Origin of the sequence: Phyllobacterium sp. 0TCS1.6A (genome assembly GCF_026420825.1) — a bacterium.
Classification (GTDB): Bacteria; Pseudomonadota; Alphaproteobacteria; order Rhizobiales; family Rhizobiaceae; genus Phyllobacterium.
The window spans coordinates 25764-41253 of the sequence record NZ_JAPMAB010000003.1 but is presented as its reverse complement, the minus strand read 5'-3'; the positions used below and the strand labels follow the sequence as shown (position 1 = coordinate 41253).

At 60.7% G+C, this 15490-nt stretch carries 15 protein-coding genes; 11 read left to right on the top strand and 4 right to left on the bottom strand.

The features are described 5' to 3' along the window. Positions 1-4: 4 nt before the first annotated feature. The gene (locus tag OSJ75_RS08365; protein ID WP_267227550.1) at positions 5-1270 is read left to right on the top strand and encodes an MGH1-like glycoside hydrolase domain-containing protein; all 1266 of its coding nucleotides are present in this window, start codon (positions 5-7) and stop codon (positions 1268-1270) included. A gap of 71 nt (positions 1271-1341) precedes the next feature. Here the strand turns inward: OSJ75_RS08365 and OSJ75_RS08360 are convergent, their stop codons facing one another. Further along, the gene (locus OSJ75_RS08360; RefSeq protein WP_267227549.1) at positions 1342-1590 is read right to left on the bottom strand and encodes a WGR domain-containing protein; all 249 of its coding nucleotides are present in this window, start codon (positions 1588-1590) and stop codon (positions 1342-1344) included. Between the two features lie 91 nt (positions 1591-1681). Here OSJ75_RS08360 and OSJ75_RS08355 point away from each other — a divergent pair, with 91 nt between their 5' ends. From OSJ75_RS08355 to OSJ75_RS08330, 6 genes are all read left to right on the top strand, one after another. Continuing rightward, positions 1682-2413 carry a hypothetical protein gene (locus OSJ75_RS08355; RefSeq protein ID WP_267227548.1) on the top strand — a complete coding sequence of 244 codons (732 nt, stop codon included), beginning with the start codon at positions 1682-1684 and terminating at the stop codon, positions 2411-2413. A gap of 155 nt (positions 2414-2568) precedes the next feature. Beyond that, positions 2569-3435 carry a metallophosphoesterase family protein gene (locus OSJ75_RS08350; RefSeq protein ID WP_267227547.1) on the top strand — a complete coding sequence of 289 codons (867 nt, stop codon included), beginning with the start codon at positions 2569-2571 and terminating at the stop codon, positions 3433-3435. Then, a complete protein-coding gene (locus OSJ75_RS08345) occupies positions 3432-4601 on the top strand; it encodes an ABC transporter ATP-binding protein (protein ID WP_267227546.1) in 1170 nt (389 codons plus the stop codon). The genes OSJ75_RS08350 and OSJ75_RS08345 overlap by 4 nt, the downstream gene beginning before the upstream one ends. Continuing rightward, a complete protein-coding gene (locus tag OSJ75_RS08340) occupies positions 4594-5535 on the top strand; it encodes a carbohydrate ABC transporter permease (protein ID WP_267227544.1) in 942 nt (313 codons plus the stop codon). The genes OSJ75_RS08345 and OSJ75_RS08340 overlap by 8 nt, the downstream gene beginning before the upstream one ends. Beyond that, on the top strand, positions 5532-6368 hold the full coding sequence (locus tag OSJ75_RS08335) for a carbohydrate ABC transporter permease (protein ID WP_267227543.1): 837 nt from the start codon (positions 5532-5534) through the stop codon (positions 6366-6368). Before OSJ75_RS08340 ends, OSJ75_RS08335 begins: the two co-directional genes overlap by 4 nt. A gap of 68 nt (positions 6369-6436) precedes the next feature. Beyond that, entirely contained in the window at positions 6437-7705 is a 1269-nt protein-coding gene (locus OSJ75_RS08330) for an ABC transporter substrate-binding protein (RefSeq protein WP_267227542.1), read from the top strand. 108 nt (positions 7706-7813) lie between these two features. Here the strand turns inward: OSJ75_RS08330 and OSJ75_RS08325 are convergent, their stop codons facing one another. Both OSJ75_RS08325 and OSJ75_RS08320 read right to left on the bottom strand, forming a co-directional pair. Next, positions 7814-8791, bottom strand: a complete 978-nt coding sequence (locus OSJ75_RS08325; RefSeq protein ID WP_267227541.1) for a substrate-binding domain-containing protein — start codon at positions 8789-8791, stop codon at positions 7814-7816. Positions 8792-8923: 132 nt separating this feature from the next. Continuing rightward, entirely contained in the window at positions 8924-9472 is a 549-nt protein-coding gene (locus OSJ75_RS08320) for a cupin domain-containing protein (protein WP_250015992.1), read from the bottom strand. A 139-nt stretch (positions 9473-9611) separates the two neighbouring features. On the opposite strand from OSJ75_RS08320, the gene OSJ75_RS08315 reads away from it, so the two are divergent. After that, positions 9612-10946, top strand: a complete 1335-nt coding sequence (locus OSJ75_RS08315) for an aspartate aminotransferase family protein (RefSeq protein ID WP_267227540.1) — start codon at positions 9612-9614, stop codon at positions 10944-10946. A gap of 116 nt (positions 10947-11062) precedes the next feature. Here OSJ75_RS08315 and OSJ75_RS08310 read toward each other — a convergent pair whose 3' ends face one another. Next, the gene (locus OSJ75_RS08310) at positions 11063-12028 is read right to left on the bottom strand and encodes a LysR family transcriptional regulator (protein WP_250015995.1); all 966 of its coding nucleotides are present in this window, start codon (positions 12026-12028) and stop codon (positions 11063-11065) included. 233 nt (positions 12029-12261) lie between these two features. On the opposite strand from OSJ75_RS08310, the gene OSJ75_RS08305 reads away from it, so the two are divergent. The 3 genes from OSJ75_RS08305 to OSJ75_RS08295 are packed head-to-tail and all read left to right on the top strand — an operon-like array spanning position 12262 to position 15446. Beyond that, complete coding sequence (locus tag OSJ75_RS08305) at positions 12262-13353, top strand: ABC transporter ATP-binding protein (protein ID WP_267228022.1); 1092 nt, start codon at positions 12262-12264, stop codon at positions 13351-13353. A gap of 37 nt (positions 13354-13390) precedes the next feature. Next, positions 13391-14122: an HAD-IA family hydrolase gene (locus OSJ75_RS08300; RefSeq protein WP_267228020.1), complete on the top strand. Its 732-nt coding sequence runs from the start codon at positions 13391-13393 to the stop codon at positions 14120-14122. Between the two features lie 19 nt (positions 14123-14141). After that, entirely contained in the window at positions 14142-15446 is a 1305-nt protein-coding gene (locus OSJ75_RS08295) for an NAD(P)/FAD-dependent oxidoreductase (RefSeq protein WP_267227538.1), read from the top strand. Positions 15447-15490 lie beyond the last annotated feature (44 nt).

Here is a 15490-nt window from a genome sequence, read left to right as displayed (position 1 = left end):
GACAGTGACTAAACACTTTGACGAGGCTAAACGGATCCTCGCAGCGAATGACCGTGGCGGCTACACCGTGCCGACCGACAGGCTCTATCCGTTTCAGTGGAACTGGGATTCCGCCTTTGTTGCCATGGGTTTTGCTACCTATGATATCGATCGCGCCTATCGCGAACTGGAGCGTCTGGCCGAGGGCCAGTGGGCCGACGGTATGATTCCGCATATCATCTTCCACCAGCCAAGTGACACCTATTTCCCGGGCCCCGGCGTCTGGCGCACGAACCACACTATCCCGACATCTGGCATTACCCAGCCGCCGGTATTCGGCATGGCGCTGCGCGCCGTTCACGAAGCGGCGGAAAAGGCTGGCACCGACAATGCCCGGGCCCGCACGATCGTGCTATTCGAAGCGGCCCTGAAATGGCATCGTTGGTGGTATGCGGCACGCGATCCCGATGGCACGGGCCTCGTGGCGCTATTGCATCCTTGGGAAAGCGGTAGCGACAACTCGCCGGCATGGGACGTCGCGCTTGCCCGCGTGCCGACGACGACCAATACCGCGGTGGTGCGCAAGGATACGGGCCACGTCAATGCCGACATGCGCCCTCGCGACGAGGATTATCGGCGCTTCATCCATCTGGTTGACACCTACGCCGCCTGTGGCTGGAACCCGGCCAAGCAATGGGAAAAGGCATCGTTCAAAGTGGCGGAAGTGCAGACCAGTGCCATCCTTCTCAAGGCCGGTGAAGATCTCGAACATCTGGCCGGCCAGCTCGGCCTCGACGCAGCTGCAGAGGAACTTGCGGCCTTTAATTATCGCACACGCCGGGCGCTGCTGGCACAATGGCGGCCAAACCTGTCCCGCTTCGTCTCCAGCGATCTGATCTCCGGTCAAGACATCGAGGCGCCGACCCAGGCGGGTTTCCTTCCGCTGCTGGCACTCGACCTCGACACGGATTTGACGCAAGCCTTAGCTGCCGAGATGCGGCTTTGGTCGGACGGTATGAAAGTGGCTTTCCCGACGACCAAACCATTTGTGGAAAGTTTTGAGGCAAAACGCTATTGGCGCGGTCCGTCCTGGGCGATCATTAACTGGCTGCTGATCGACGGTCTCGAGCGCAACGCCCAGGCAAAAATGGCAGAGACCCTGCGGTCAAGTACGCTCGATGCCATCGAAACGGAGGGGTTTGCCGAGTATTTCGACCCGATCACCGGCGAAGGCTGTGGCGGGCTTGGCTTTTCCTGGACGGCGGCAACCTACCTGTGGCTAGCGAGATGACGATCGTCACGGCCTGAAGGCCAATGGGTCATGACACGATAGTCGGCGCGCAGCCGCCGCTATGCCATCGGTCAATCCAACGCCCGGTAACCGCGCCTGCATTTGGCCCTGAACAGCTGGGTGAAACGGGCCTGCGCATCGTCTTCGCCAGCAAATGTCTGGATCTTCACCTGTCCAGCCGAGCCGATACGTCCCCAGTTGCGCATCAACGACACTTCGCCAAACAGGTTTTTCTGGATCGACAGGTGATAGAAGCGGCGCATATTGTACTCCGGCTCGATGCGCTGCATGTAGGTCTGGAATGGCGGCTGTTGTGACATGGCGGAATCTTCGCCGGCACGAGCCCGGAAATCCAACGACTTTTTTGAATCGATTGGCCGCGATTGATTCATCCGCGTGATGAATGGCGCAGTGTCTGCTGCAATACATGCCATAATCGTTTATGCAGGATGGATGATTGCACTTTCTGCCCTGCTCTATTTCCTCAGCCAACATTTCCTTCTGTCGATGCCGCTGCTGACATTGTGCGGCCTTGCAATCGGTGCCGCTATCACACGATGGCGGGCGAACTCCGCATGGTTCGTGCTTGGCATCGTTGGCTTTCTCATTGGCGTGTTCAACATAATCACTGGATCAATGGTCAATGCGATTTTTCTCAACGCGTTCGGTATCTATGGCACTGCGGTCATCACGCATGCCGAAGAAACCAACTCTCAGCTCAACAACCAGAATATCTGGGCCTATGACGCCGTCATGAAGACCGCCGATGGCCGCGACATCAAAATCAGCTTCGACACAATGTCCGCCAGCCTCTATCCGCCCCGCAACGAGATCAATATCCCGCCGACGGGAGAGCGCTTCGTCGTCAAATACATCCCCGGCTTTGAGCGCAATGTTGCGATCATGCGCGATGAATCGCCTTACGGGAAACGGCAGCTCGTCATGAAAGCACGTGTACCAGTGGACCGCGCTGCCGCCCAGCTTACCGCCAGCCCGGACAACGAGGCTTTCAAACAGGAATATCGCGATGCCTTGCATCGGTTCCTGGACAGCCATGGTGAAGATGCACCGCCGGGGTTGGCCGCGCATTATCGCGATGAACTGCAGGCTCTCGATCGCAAGGCCTCCACACAAGAGCGCTGAAGATGCCGGAATTCAAGGCGGCGCGCGTGACGCTTTTGTGACCGAAATGAAAGCCATTGGAAACGCCTGTTACGGGGCTGACACAAGGAAGCGCTAAGAGGCTCGCAACAGCGCCGCCGAATGTGCCGGCGCGCCTGAATACCGGAGAGCCGACCATGAAAGTCATCCAGATCACCGACACCCATTTCAGCCCGGAAAAGACCCATTTCAATGGGAACTGGGCGCCGCTCCTGACCTGGATCGAAGACCAGAAGGCCGACCTGATCATCCATACCGGTGACCTTTCCGTCGACGGCGCCGATCATGGCCAGGACATCACCTTTTCGATGGACCTGATGCGCCAGGTCTCGACCCCCATGCTGGTCATCCCCGGCAATCACGATGTCGGCCATTTGCCGGGCTTCCATCAGCCGGTCAATGCGGAGCGCCTCCAGCGTTGGCGCGATCTGACCGGTGGCGATCGCTTCATCGAGGATGCGAACGGCTGGCGTTTCATTGGGTTCAATGCGCTTCTTCTCGGCCACGAGGACGAAGAGGAAGAAGCGCAGTTCGAATGGTTGCGGACCGCATTCGAGGAACGCAACGGACGCCGGCTGGCGCTGTTTTCCCACAAACCGCTGTTCGTCGACGCTCCCGATGAAGGCGATACCGGCTACTGGGGTTTTCGTCCCGCCCAGCGCAAGCGTCTCTTCGACCTGATGGCCGGCCATGACGTGGCGCTGTTTGCCAGCGGCCACCTGCATTGGGCCTGGAAGGGCAAGTTCGAGAACACCTCGATCGTCTGGGGCCCGTCGGCCGCTTTCGTCATCGACACGCTCGAGCGCGAAATGCCGGGCGAGCGCCTGATCGGCGCCGTCGTCCACCAGTTCGGCGACGAGGTGACGAGCGATATCGTCACTGTTCCGGGCATGACTGCCCATTACATCGACGATGTCATCCACGAAGTCTATCCGCAGGCAGTGCCAAAGGGCGGCCGGGCTGCCAAGTCTCTGCGGCGGACGGCCGAGGAGGCTGCGGAATGACCACCCTCAGCCTTTCCAACATCCAGAAATCCTTTGGCGGCAACCATATCCTCAAGGGCGTCAGTCTCGATGTGCAGCCGGGCGAATTCATCGCGTTGGTCGGCCCGTCGGGCTGCGGCAAGAGCACGCTTCTGCGCATCCTTGCGGGTCTCGACAGCGCCGATAGCGGCGAGATCGTCATCAATGGCCGCGAGGTCAGCGGGACGCAGGCCGCCGATCGCAATATTGCGATGGTCTTCCAGTCCTACGCGCTCTATCCGCATCTGACGGCAGCCCAGAACATCGCCGTGCCGCTGGTCATGCGCCGGCTGACGCGCGCGCAGCAGGTCCCCTTCGTCGCTCCGCTGATCCCGGGCCAGCGCAAGGCTGTCGCCGAGATCCACCGCGATGTGCGCGAAATGGCCGCCTCGCTCAAGATCGACCATCTTCTCGACCGCAAGCCGGGCCAGATGTCCGGCGGCCAGCGCCAGCGCGTGGCGCTCGCCCGCGCCATGGTGCGCCGTCCGGCCGTGTTCCTCATGGACGAGCCGCTGTCCAATCTCGATGCCAACCTGCGCGTCCATGCCCGCGGTGAGATCGTCGAGCTGCATCGCCGCGCCGGCGTGCCGACCCTCTATGTCACCCATGACCAGGCGGAAGCCCTGTCGATGGCCGACCGCGTCGCCGTGATGATCGGCGGCTCGCTGCTGCAGCTGGCGGCACCGCAGGTGATCTACGACGATCCGCAGCATATCGAGGTCGCGAAATTCGTCGGCCAGCCGCGCATCAACCTCGTTTCCTCGCATGTGGAAGCCAACGGCGTCGTCGCGCTTGGCACCGAGCGCTGCGCACTCGCCAACCGTGGCCTGGCCGCCGGTACGTCGGTGACGCTCGGCGTCCGTTCGGAATTCGTGAGAGTTTCCCGCTCGGGTAACGCCGGGCTTCCCGCGCATGTCGAGCGCGTCGAGTTCCTGGGCTCCGAAATCATCGTCTACAGCACGCTCGATGCGATCGGCGAAACCATGATCGCCAAGGCGACGCCCGCCGAAGGTGCGGGCCTCGGCCCCGGCACGCCGGTTCGCCTCTCGGCAGCGGCCAAGCACATCATGGTCTTCGGTGCCGATGGCGCCCGGCTTGCCTCGGCGCCGCTGGTCAAGAGCGCGGTCAAGGGGGTGGCCTATGCCTGACGTGGCTGCAACCTCGATTGGTCCGGTGCCGGTCGCTGCGAAAGCGCGGCGCTCTGACGCCGAGAGGCAGGAAGCGCGCGCCGGCCTGTTGCTGTCGCTGCCGGCGATCCTGCTCGTCCTCCTGTTCATCATCCTGCCGGTCGCGGCGGTCATCCTTCTCGGCTTCACCAATTTCGAACTCGGCTATCCAAGCTTCGAATTCGTCGGCTTCGACAACTATGTCGAACTGTTCGGCGACCGCACCTTCATGAAGTCGCTGTGGAACACGGCCGTCTATGCGGCAATCGTCGCGCCCATGTCGATCTTCCTGGCACTCGGCCTTGCGATGCTGATCGAGGCGGAAGGCATCGGCCGGTCGTTCTTTCGCACCGCGTACTTCCTGCCGGTCGCGTCGCTGCTCGTTGCCATGGCGACCGTCTGGCAATATCTCTTCCACCCGACCATCGGCCCGATAAACACGATGCTGGCGACGATCGGCATTAACGGGCCGAACTGGCTCGGCGCGTCGAACACCGTGCTCTACAGCCTGTCGATCATCGGGGTGTGGCAGTCGGTCGGCTTCAATCTCGTGCTATTCCTCGCCGGTCTCACCGCCATTCCACGCGAGCTTTATTCGGCCGCCGAAATAGACGGCGCGAAATCCGGCTGGGACCGGTTCCGGCTGGTCACCTGGCCGATGCTCGGCCCAACCACGCTTTTCGTCACCACGATCAGCGTCATCAATTCCGTAAAGGTCTTCGAGACGGTCAAGACGCTCACCGAAGGCGGCCCCAACAAGGCCTCCGAGGTGCTGCTCTACACTATCTACCAGGAAGGCTTCGTCTACCTGCGGGTCGGCTACGCCTCGGCCATGACGGTGGTCTTCCTAGCCATCCTCGTCGTGCTGATGTTCATCCAGTACCGCGTCCAGGACAAGCAGGTGCATTACTCATGAGCCCGAACGCTTTCACCCTCGGCCGCATCGTCCGGCTTTCGATACTCAGCCTCGGCGCGCTGTTATTCCTGGCACCCTACATCTTCATGATCTCGACCGCCGGCAAGGCGCAGAGCGACATCTTCTCCTCATCACTGAACCTCATCCCGCAACACTGGTTCTATGCGGAAAACTTCGCAAAGGCCTGGTCGCGCGTGCACATGCCGACGCTGCTGTTCAACGGCGTGATCGTCTGCCTCATGATCCTGGTCATCCAGGTGGTGATCGCCATCCCCTGCGCCTACGCCATGGCCAAGCTGAAGTTCCGCGCGGCAAAGGCCATGATGGTGCTCGTCATGCTCGGCCTGCTGGTACCGATCCATGCGACGGCCCTGCCGCTCTATGTCGCCTTCGACAGGGTCGGCGCACTCAACAGCTACATGGCTCTGGTCGCACCGTTCTCGATCTCCGTCTTCGGCATCTTCCTCTTCCTGCAGTTCTTCCGCGCCATGCCGGACGATCTGATCCACGCTGCGCGCCTCGATGGAATGAGCGAGATCGGCGTCATCGCCCGGGTCATCGTGCCGAATGCCTGGCCGGCAATCACCGCGTTTTCGATCTTCTCGGTCGTGGCCCATTGGAACGACCTCTACTGGCCGCTGATCGTCGTCTCGAACCAGGCCTATGCCACTCCGCCGCTCGGTCTCCTCTACTTCCGCGCCGCGGAAGCGGGCGACGACTACGGCGCGCTGATGGCGGCGACCCTGATCATCACCTCCCCTCTCGTCGCAGCCTTTCTGATTGCCCAGAAGCGCTTCGTCGAAGGGATCACCATGACCGGTCTGAAGGGCTGAATCCCAAGTCCGGTCGTCCACACCGAAGCCTGCCCTAACCCAAATCGCCCCGAACCAGGAGCAATGCGATGAAACATATCACCAAGATTCTTGCCGCCGCGACCGTTGCCATGACGTTTTCGCTGCCGGCCCATGCCGAAACCACGCTCACCGTGCATTACCCGATGCCAGGCTTCTTCAAGGACGTGATGGACACGATCTCGAAGAAGTTCATGGAAGAGAACCCGGATATCAAGATCCAGTTCGCCAATCCTTCCGCGACCTATGAGGAAGGCATCCAGACAATCATGCGCCAGGTCGGCACCTCCGAAATGCCGGACCTGACCTTCATCGGCCTGAACCGCCTGCGCATGGCCAACGAGCGTGGCATCCCGGTTGACATGGGTCCGCTGATCGCCAAGGACAAGGCGACCATGTCTGAGCAGGGCTTTTCCGACACGATCCTCAAGCTTGCCCAGGTCAACGGCAAGCAGGTCGGTCTGGCCTTCGCGACATCGAATCCGATCATGTACTACAATGCCGACCTGGTGAAGGCTGCCGGGGGCAACCCGGATGTCCCGCCAAAGACCTGGGACGAGGTCATCGCCCTCGGCGCCAAGATCAAGGCGCTTGGCAATGATGTAGATTCCATCGACTTCCGCTGGCAGGGCGACGACTGGATGTTCTCCGCGCTGTTGTTCGGCGCCGGCGGCACCATGCTGTCGGAAGATGAAAGCCAGGTAGCATTCAACGACGAGAAGGGCCAGAAGGCCATGGCTGTCGTCGACCGTCTGGTCAAGGAAGCCGGCATGCCGGTCTTCACCAAGCAGGCCGGTGAGCAGGCCTTTGTCGCCGGCAAGGTCGGTTTTGCCTTCCAGACCACCGGCGCGCTGCGCAACACGATCAAGAATGTGGGCGACAAGTTCGACCTGCGCACTGCCGAAATCCCGCTGCTCGATCCGGAAAACGGCAAGCTGCCGACCGGCGGCAATGCCGTCGTCATCCTCACCAAGGATGAAGCCCGCCAGGAAGCCGCCTGGAAATTCGCCAAGTTCGCTGCCGGCCCTTACGGTGCCTCGGTCGTCGTTCCGGGCACGGGTTATGTTCCGAACAACGAACTGGCCGCCAAGGCGCCCGAATATCTCGGCAACTTCTACAAGGAAAACCCGCTGTTTCAGGCCGGCCTGAAGCAAATGCCGCGCATGATCCCGTGGTATGCCTTCCCGGGTTCGAACGGCGTGCGCGTCACCCAGACGATCGTCGACAACACTTCGCGCGTCGTCGACCAGTCGGCCACCCCGGACGAGGCGCTGGAAGACGCCGCCAAGGAAATCAAGCGCCTGCTGCCACGCAGCTGAGCTTTCATTCCTGGAAGATATCAGCCGCCGGGAGCGAAAGGGTCCGGCGGTTTTGTTTTGGCGTTGCCGGTGAATCAGCGGCGGAGAAAAATTCCGCGTCCAAAGCCCTTAAATCGCCCTGACGGTCCCGCCGCGCCGCAGAGAATACGCGACCTCGAGATGCCTTGGCTGGGCGGCGTTTTCGGCGATGTCGAGCAGAAGCGATGCAGCGGCGGCGCCCATGCTGGCGTCGGGCATTTCTATCGTGGTCAGTGGCGGGTCCATCATCCGGCCGAGCGGAATGCCGTCGAAACCGGCGACCGAAACGTCGTCCGGCACGCTCAGGCCCTCGCGCCGCAGCGCGCTGATGACGCCGAAAGCGAGCAGGTCGTTGGAGGCGATGATCGCCGTCGGCCCGATATCGGCCATGGCAGCGCTGAGGTCGAGCATGTCGTAGTCGCCGACGAAGGAAATCTGCATGGCGGCAAGCGGCATGGCGCCGCTCTCGACCATCGCCTGGGCATAGCCCTGGTAGCGCAGCCTGGCGCGGTCCGAGGCGGAAAAACTGCCGGAGACGAAAATGATGCGCTCATGCCCGAGCTGTCGCAGCAGCATCGTCAGCTCGTGGCCGGCCTTGAAATTATCGACCGTGACCGCCGACTGAAACCGTTCCGTTGGGCGATTGTGAAGCAGCACCGTCGGCGGCAGCGGCAGGCCGAGAACGGCGCTCCTGTCGGCGCTGCAGAGCGTCAGGATCAGGCCGGTCGGCTTTTCGTTGAGCAGAGAGGCCACTGCATCGAGCTCCCGGGCCGGGTCGTAGTGGGACTGGGAGATCAACACCCCATGGCCAGCCATCAGCATGCGGTTCTCGATACTGGACAGTGAGGAAGAGAAGACCGGATTGGTAATGCTGGGGATCAGCACGCCGACGACGAGGCGGCGGCCGGATTTGCCGCTGGGGAAAGTGTGACGATAGCCGAGTTCGGCCGCCGCGCGGCGCACCTTGCGCACCATCGCCTCGCTGACCGATCCCTTCAGCGTCAATGCCCGGCTCGCCGTCGCTGGCGAACATCCGGCCCTGGCCGCAACTTCCTGCAGCGTCGTCACTTGATCGTCCCTCACGTTTCGAGCTTGCCTATAGCACAGCTTCCGTCGCAACGCGCACCGTCGGCCGACGATTGTCCATCGAGTCCGCGTCCTTCGGATAGGACGGAGGTCTCGCCGAATGGCTTGTCGCAGCTAGAACGTTGGCGGCGTCGATGCACTGACAACGTGACAGGGTACTGGCCCAACACACCGGAACCTGTGAGGACGCCGGCTGTCGAAATAGTAGGCATCGCCGGGTCCCAGAATTCGTCGTTCCTGATCGACGGTGACTTCAAGCCTGCCCGACAGGATGATGCCGCCCTCCTCTCCGTCGTGAACAAGCGGCACTTTCCCGGTGTCGGCACCGGGCTGGTAGCATTCTTTCAGGATCTGCAGCGCCCGACCGAAGAGATTCTCTCCGACCTGCCGGTAAGAGATCGATCCCTTGCCGATCTCGACAAGTTCTTCGGCCGCATAGAACGCCTTTTTCGGCCGATCCGGTTCGAAAGCGAAAAATTCCGCCAGACCTATGGGGATACCGTCGAGAATGCGCTTCAAAGCTCCGACGGAGGGGTTCGACGTATTGGATTCGATCAAGGATATGGTTGAATTCGGCACCCCGGTTCTCTTCGCCAGTTCGCGCTGCGACAGATTGCTTGCGGTGCGCACGGCCCGGAGCCGATTGCCGATATCAACTGACATGAGCATCCTTTTGGTTTGTTCAGAATAACAGGAATTCTATCTAACAGTGACAGTATTTTCAATGTATTAGCTCGAGATAGAAAAGGGCTTGTTCGTCTCTGAAAAATGCCCAATCTGGCTCCGTCCCAAGGAGGCACAGATGGAAATCACCACCAAGACCAATGCTCCCATACTCGACAATTTCTGGATGCCATTCACCGCCAATCGGCAGTTCAAGGCGTCGCCTCGCCTGCTGGCCGGGGCTGATGGCATGTATTACACCGATATTGACGGGAACAAGGTTCTCGATGGCACAGCCGGCCTTTGGTGCTGTAACGCCGGCCACGGCCGCAGGAAGATCACCGAGGCCGTCGAGCGCCAACTTTCGATGCTGGACTTCGCGCCGACCTTCCAGATGGGCCACCCGATCGCCTTCGACTTTGCCGCCCGCCTCGCCGAAATCGCTCCGGGTGACGGCCAGGGCAGGCTTGATCGCATCTTTTTTACGGGTTCCGGCTCGGAATCGGTCGATACAGCGATTAAAATCGCGATCGCCTACCAGCGTGCAATCGGCCAAGGCACCCGCACCCGAATTATCGGTCGGGAAAAGGGCTATCACGGCGTTGGCTTTGGCGGCATATCCGTCGGCGGTCTCGTCAACAACCGGCGGATGTTCCCGCAAATCCCGACCGACCATATCCGCCATACGCTGGACATCGAACGCAACGCCTACTCGAAAGGCCTGCCTGCCCACGGGGCAGACCTCGCCGACGATCTGGAACGGCTGGTCCAGTTGCACGGCGCCGAAACCATCGCCGCCGTCATCGTGGAACCCATGTCCGGCTCGGCCGGCGTCATTCTTCCACCGAAAGGATACCTGGAGAAGCTGCGCACGACAGCAGACAAGCATGGCATCCTGTTGATCTTTGACGAAGTCATCACCGGATTCGGTCGCCTCGGCACGCCCTTTGCAACTGATTATTTCGGTGTCGTGCCCGACCTGATGACGACCGCCAAGGGCCTTACCAACGGAACGATTCCGATGGGCGCCGTCTTTGCAAGTCGCAAGGTGCATGACGAATTGATGATTGGACCGGAAAACGCCATCGAACTTTTCCACGGCTATACCTATTCGGGTCATCCGGCTGCGTGCGCTGCCGGGATCGCGACCCTGGACATTTATGCCGAGGAAGGTCTTTTGACCCGTGCAGCCAGTCTGGCAGGGCATTGGCAGGACGCGCTGCACTCGCTGAAGGGAATGCCGTCAGTCATCGACATACGCAATCTCGGCCTGGTCGGCGCGGTTGAACTGGAGCCGCGGACGCATGCACCCGGAGGCCGGGCCTACGATGTCTTTGTCGATTGCTTCCAAAAGGGCCTGCTGATCCGCGTCACGGGGGACATCATTGCCCTGTCTCCACCACTGATCGTTGAAAGCGATCAAATCGATACCATTGTCTCCACGCTCGCGGACGCCTTGAAGCGCGCAGCTTGATAGCTGGAAAATGCACCCCGAGCCGCAGGCCGGTCGCCACCTGATCAGAGTGGCGGACAGCCTTTGGGGCCCGGCGCGATAGTAGAGTGATGACTTCGCAGCGGTGAAGCCGATGTTCAGTTTGCCAAATGATTGTGCCCCGACGCCGAGATGTTCAAGAAGGGGTACAAATCGTTCACGGCATGGACATCCGCCGTAAGCTCCGCAATCAGCCAGTCCCTGACCTCGCCGACGATCGGACGCACCGGCTTGTCACGCAGTCTGACGAGATGACAGCGACGACCGGTGACCATGAGGTGTTCGCGCGCCGGTACAAGCGCGCGCGTCCTCAGCCAGTGGGCGACAACATTGAGCCAGCCAAGTGCCACGCCTTGGCCCAGCAAGGCCGCCTGTACGACAATTGCATAGTCCGAAAAGATCATGGAATTCTGTGCATTAATGCCATTGGCCGGGGTGAAAAGCTTCGACCAATCCGGCTGTGCGTCACTCAGGTTGATCATCGTGTCGGGCACGCCGCTGATTCCGCGACCCGATATAGCATGACCCTCCATGTAGTCAGGACTGCAGATCGGCAGCAATATTTCAGGCATGATGAAAGCGGCCTCATGGCGCTCGTCCGGCCCGTCCACAAAGCGCATCCCGAGATCGACATCGTTGACAGGCCCCGACAGAGCCCCCATCACCAATTGGAACCGCAGGTCGACGGCGGGAAACTGCTTCTTGAACTCCGCCATTCTCGGCATCATCCAGTGCGTGGTGAAACCGGTCGATACGGATAGCGACACCGTTTCCGTACCGGTTTTTCGGTCCTCGATCTCTCGAAGTGCGCTTTCGATCCCGGCAAAGCCACGTGCGATTGCATCGAACAGCAGCTGGCCCGGTTCCGTCAAGCTGACGCCGCCGGGCTGGCGAAGAAACAAAGCAATATCAAGATATTCCTCGAGCCGCGATATCATGCGGCTAACTGCGGCAGGCGTCACGTTCAACTCGTCCGCGGCGTTGGAAAAGCTTCCGCAACGTGCCGCTGCCTCGAACGTAAACAGGCCATTCATGGACGGAAGCGATCTTCGAAGAAACGTCATTACATTTTGTAACATTGACTGGATTTTTTTTCAATTGCACGTCCGCGTCTTGTTTGGTCTGCTGAGAGCCAAGGAAGGCAAAAGTCTTTCCAAGCAATCAGGGGAACATGACGGTTTGATCGTTGAACGGGCGCTTCGCGCCATTTTCTGTCAATCTGTTGCTGTTTCTGCAAGATCGTGGTGCCGTGTCTCGAACTGTCATCGAGGCTTTAAGAATTTTGCAGTGGAATCATATGCTTGAGCAATCAAACAAAGAGCGTGTCGGCGTTTCCATCAAGAAGGCGACTAAATCCTACGGGGCTTTTCGCGCACTTGATGACGTCAGCCTCGATGTCTCTCCCGGCGAATTCGTTTCCATTCTCGGGCCGTCCGGCTCGGGTAAGACCACCCTGCTGGGCATCCTGGGAGGCTTCGTTCAGCCGACGTCGGGTTCGATCTGGTTGGGGGGCAGAGATATTACATTCGAGCCGCCACATAAGCGTGAAATCGGAATCGTCTTCCAGAACTATGCCCTGTTCCCGCATATGAGCGTCGGCGAAAACATCACCTTTCCGCTCAGGGCACGCCGGCTGCCAAAGTCGACCTGGCCGCGCAAGCTTGCGTCGGCGCTCGAGATGGTGGAGCTGGTCGGCTACGAGGACCGGCGGGTTCACGAACTATCCGGCGGTCAGCGCCAGCGTGTCGCGCTCGCGCGTGCCATGATCTTCGAGCCCGGCCTTATCCTTATGGACGAGCCGCTCTCGGCACTTGACAAACAGTTGCGCGAGACCATGCAGATCGAGCTCAAGCGCCTGCACAGGCGGCTCGGAGCCACGATCGTCTATGTCACGCACGATCAGCGCGAGGCCCTCACGATGAGTGACCGCGTGGCAATCATGAACAAGGGGCGGCTCGTGCAGGTCGACACGCCGGAGCGCCTTCACGATCATCCCGCGAATGCCTTCGTGGCCCGCTTCATCGGCGAAGCAACATTGCTGGCCGTCGATCGCGCAAGCGACGACGCCGTGCGGCTCGGTAGTCAGACGCTGAAAACGACGCACCGCGTCCCCGATGGCAACAGTCTGCATCTCGTGGTCCATTCCGAGAAGCTGACCGTGGCCGACGGTTCCGAAGCGGACATTTGCAACAGGCTGACCTCCACCATCACCGACGTGCTCTATCAGGGTGAGAGCATTCGCGTATTCGTCAGGCTTGATGTCGGCGGGGAGCTGAGCTTCCGGCTTCCTAGCAATCATGCCGGCCGCGCACTCATGAAATCGCCGGGTGAGACGATAACGCTCGCGCTACACCCGGAAGACACGATCATCGTCCCCGATGCAGGCTGACGACCCCCGTTCAATGCAGCAAACAAGGAATAACACTATGCAACTCACGCAATTTAAGGTCATGACCTTCGATGTCGTCGGCACCTTGATCGATTTCGAAACCGGTGTGCTCAATGCGGTTCGGGCACTTGGGGGCGAAAAGGCGGCAACCGCGACCGATGATGAGATTTTCGAGCCTTACAAGCGTGGCCGCGACAAATTTTATGGCCGTTCCTCCGTCGCGATGAAGGATGTCTATCTCTCGCTTGCCAACGAAGCAGGCTTCAAGAATGACGATGCCACCGCCGAAGCCTTCCAGCTCGCCGTATTGCGCTGGCCCGCCTTTGCAGATTCGGTCGAGGCGCTCGCCCGGCTGCGCAAGAATTTCCGTCTGGTCGCCATGACGAATGCGGACCGGACTGCCTTTTCCGCCTACTCCGATACGCTCGGCAACCCATTCCACGACAGCGTCACCTGCGACGAAACCGGTTGCGCCAAGCCCAATCCGCAGTTCTTTGCTTTCAACAAGGGCCGGCAGTCCGCCTTCGGCTTCAGGCAGTCGGAGATCCTGCATGTCGCCCAGAGCCAATACCACGACATTGGCGTAGCCCGCGAGCTTGGTTATACGACCTGCTGGATCGAGCGCCGTCAGGGTCAGGAGGGTTTTGGGGGTACGCCGGAGCCCAAGGTAGTGACCAAGCCCGACTTCCACTTTTCCTCCCTCGGGCAACTCGCCGATGCCGTGGATAGAGAACTCGCGGCCCGCCTCAAGACGGCAACAGCAGCCTGACCAAAAACGAACCAGACCGATGACCACCCAACCTCCCCTTCCCGACATTCACTCCCTGTGGCAGGAAACGGCTGCAAGCCGTCCTGCTTTCGATGAAATGTCCAGCGGTCATCGGTTTGACGTTGCGATCATCGGCGGCGGATATACGGGCCTGTCGACCGCGCGCTATCTTGCGCGCCGCGGCCTGTCAGCCGTGGTGCTGGAGGCGAGCCGGATCGGCTGGGGCGCAAGCGGTCGCAATGGCGGCGTGGTGTCCGGAAAATTCCGGTTGTCGTTCTCCGACATCGCCGCACGATACGGTCTCGATACCGCACGCCGCATGCACGACCTGGGCATCGAGGCGATCGACCATGTCGGGGAATTGGTGGAAGACTACGGCATCGCCTCTGCCGGGTTTCATCCCACAGGTTCGCTGCGCTGTGCGCACAACCAGGTTTCGCTCGATGGACTCAAGAAGGAAGTCGCGTGGCTGCACGGCACGCTTGGTGATCGCGCATGCTCCATATTGTCACCCGAGGAAATGGAGGCCGAGACCGGTTCGCGCGACTTCGTTGGCGGCATGCTGAACACGCATGGTGGCGTCATTCATCCACTGAATTTCGTGCTGGGCATTGCAGCCGGCTTGAAGGCCGCGGGCATCGCCATCCATGAGAAGGCGCCGGTCACAGCGATCCGGCGGGACCGCAACGGCGTAGTACTCGAAACTCCCCACGGCGCCGTGTCGGCCGGTCAAGTCGTGATCGCCACGAATTCCTATTCCGACCTGACGCCGGCAACCTCGGCGGTGCGAAAGTCCATCATTCCGTTCCGCTCTGCCATGATCGCCACCGAGCCGCTGACGGACAGCGCCTATGCAAGCCTGCTGTCGCAGGACCGCAGCTACACGGAGACGCGCCGGATGATGCGATGGTTCCGTAGAGCCGGAGACCGGGTGATTTATGGTGGCCGCGGCGCCTTCGGCAAAACCGATTCCGAAGGCGCTTTTGCAGCTCTCCACAAAGCGATGGTCCGCCAGTTTCCGGAACTGGCGGCGGTATCGGTGACGCACCGTTGGTCGGGCCTGGTCGCCATGACCATGGACAGCATTCCCCATCTTGGCCGGCTCGACGACCGCGTGGTCTATGCCGTGGGCTACAACGGCACTGGCGTCGCGATGGCCTCCAACATGGGCCGCTATGTGGCGGCCATGGTTGCGGGCGAGAACCCCGATCTCGGGCTCCTCACACGCACACCGCTGAAGCCCGTGCCCCTCTATCCCATCAGGGAGCCAGTCGTCCGGCTTGTCGCCGGCTGGTACCAGTTCCTCGATGCAATCGGGCGCTAAGACCCGAAAGTCGCGTAGCAACCGGGGCATAATGTCCCCGCCAA

What these genes read in the sequence shown, in the direction of transcription:
- OSJ75_RS08360 (WP_267227549.1), bottom strand. Translation starts at nt 1,590, where the DNA reads ATGTCACAACAGCCGCCATTCCAGACCTACATGCAGCGCATCGAGCCG.
- OSJ75_RS08350 (WP_267227547.1), top strand. Translation starts at nt 2,569, where the DNA reads ATGAAAGTCATCCAGATCACCGACACCCATTTCAGCCCGGAAAAGACC.
- OSJ75_RS08345 (WP_267227546.1), top strand. Translation starts at nt 3,432, where the DNA reads ATGACCACCCTCAGCCTTTCCAACATCCAGAAATCCTTTGGCGGCAAC.
- OSJ75_RS08340 (WP_267227544.1), top strand. Translation starts at nt 4,594, where the DNA reads ATGCCTGACGTGGCTGCAACCTCGATTGGTCCGGTGCCGGTCGCTGCG.
- OSJ75_RS08335 (WP_267227543.1), top strand. Translation starts at nt 5,532, where the DNA reads ATGAGCCCGAACGCTTTCACCCTCGGCCGCATCGTCCGGCTTTCGATA.
- OSJ75_RS08330 (WP_267227542.1), top strand. Translation starts at nt 6,437, where the DNA reads ATGAAACATATCACCAAGATTCTTGCCGCCGCGACCGTTGCCATGACG.
- OSJ75_RS08320 (WP_250015992.1), bottom strand. Translation starts at nt 9,472, where the DNA reads ATGTCAGTTGATATCGGCAATCGGCTCCGGGCCGTGCGCACCGCAAGC.
- OSJ75_RS08315 (WP_267227540.1), top strand. Translation starts at nt 9,612, where the DNA reads ATGGAAATCACCACCAAGACCAATGCTCCCATACTCGACAATTTCTGG.
- OSJ75_RS08310 (WP_250015995.1), bottom strand. Translation starts at nt 12,028, where the DNA reads ATGACGTTTCTTCGAAGATCGCTTCCGTCCATGAATGGCCTGTTTACG.
- OSJ75_RS08305 (WP_267228022.1), top strand. Translation starts at nt 12,262, where the DNA reads ATGCTTGAGCAATCAAACAAAGAGCGTGTCGGCGTTTCCATCAAGAAG.
- OSJ75_RS08300 (WP_267228020.1), top strand. Translation starts at nt 13,391, where the DNA reads ATGCAACTCACGCAATTTAAGGTCATGACCTTCGATGTCGTCGGCACC.
- OSJ75_RS08295 (WP_267227538.1), top strand. Translation starts at nt 14,142, where the DNA reads ATGACCACCCAACCTCCCCTTCCCGACATTCACTCCCTGTGGCAGGAA.